We start from the raw sequence: 1,514 nt of genomic DNA, 5'->3' as shown, positions 1-1,514 counted from the left end.
GGACGGTCGGCCTCAGCTTCGGCGCCATCGACTGGCGCTTTGACGGCCCTGACCCGGCCATGTTCACGACCACCGATGACCGCCACGACGCCGAGGCGTTCGTGCAAGGATCCCTGACCATCCCTCTGCGCAGCAACTGGTCGGTGCAGACGGTGCTCGGCTATCGCAACGTCCGTTCGAACGACCAGATCAACGCCTTCGACGACGTCAGCGTTTCACTCGGCTTGATGAAGAGCTTCTAGGAGCGGCCATGCGGATCCAGCTGCTTTCCATCGTCCTTTGCCTTCCCTTCCTTAATTGCGCCGCCTTCGCCCAGCCTGTCGGCACGGCGGCCGCCGTCAACCAGAGCGCGCACGGAACGGCTCCCCAGCAGTCGGTCCGCACGATCACAATCGGCGACAACATCATTCACGACGAACGGATAGAAACCGATGCCGGGGGACTGCTTCAGGTGCTACTGGCAGACGGCACGACATTCACTGTCGGACCAGGCTCGCAACTGACGATCGACTCCTTCGTCTACGATCCCGATAGGGGTACGGCAAAGGTGACGGCATCGCTCGGCAAGGGCCTTTTCCGATTCATCGGCGGCAAGACCTCCAAGACGCCGGACGGTGCGGTCCTGAACACGCCGGTCGGAACCGTCGGCATACGCGGGGCGATCGCTGACATGGCGTTCGATCCCGGCTACGGCATACCCTCGCATATCGATCTGCGCTATGGTGACCGCATCACTTTGCGGCTGCGCGACGGAACCTCGACCCGGCTCTATAAGGCAGGCTATTCGATCGTGATCGAGGGTTCGAAGGTCAGTGTTCGCAGAACCCCTGAACAGTGGACCGGGGTTTTCCAGGATTCCATCTCAGGCAGGAACGGGGCGGGCGGCGGTGCGAAGGTCAAGCCGACAGGCGGCATGGTGATCGCCAGTGGGATTCCCAAGACGAATTCCGAGTTTCCCCTGCCGCTGAACGCCATGCCGATCCCGCCATTGCCGCCCGGCAATCAGGACCCGCAAGTCGTCGACCAGGGAAAGAGTGATTTTCTCAGCCAGAAAGTTCTGCAGAGCTGTGGATCTTATTGTGGACCGGAATGATGAAGTCCGCCGCGAGTGCCTGCTGATTGCGACGACGCCATGGGGGCAACGGCGTCGGGCAGGGACCGGCCACATTCGGCTACCACCTGAGGGGGGCGCCGGATTCCGTCCACGGCGTGGCGGGTCGAAGAAACGCGAAAACGTATCTGATAACCCCACCTTCCGATGAGACCCGGTCGAGCGGACGGCAGCCTGCATAGGCGCGGAAGGAGCCGAAGGACAGGTGTCCTGTGGGCGGCAGGCATTGCCACGCTCGTGGCCGTCATCGGCTTCGCGGCAGCCGATCCGCCGCTCGTTGGCCACCTCGGCGATCTCATCTTCGACGGTTATCAGCGCATCCGGCCGAGGAAGGCGGCGAACGCTCCCGTCGCCGTCGTCGACATCGACGAGGCCTCGATCGGCAAGGTCGGGCAATGGCCGT

General features: G+C 63.1%; 2 protein-coding genes. Both read left to right on the top strand.

What is annotated here, in order from left to right:
* Positions 1-242: hypothetical protein (locus Q0L57_RS15230; protein WP_296743920.1), on the top strand; the 242-nt coding region annotated here is incomplete at its 5' end.
* A gap of 8 nt (positions 243-250) precedes the next feature.
* On the top strand, positions 251-1,093 hold the full coding sequence (locus tag Q0L57_RS15225) for a FecR domain-containing protein (protein WP_296743918.1): 843 nt from the start codon (positions 251-253) through the stop codon (positions 1,091-1,093).
* Positions 1,094-1,514: the final 421 nt, after the last annotated feature.

Origin of the sequence: Mesorhizobium sp. (assembly GCF_024509055.1) — a bacterium.
Lineage (GTDB): Bacteria > Pseudomonadota > Alphaproteobacteria > Rhizobiales > Rhizobiaceae > Mesorhizobium.
The sequence above is the reverse complement of the archived record's forward strand: the minus strand, read 5'-3'. Positions and strand labels throughout refer to the sequence as shown.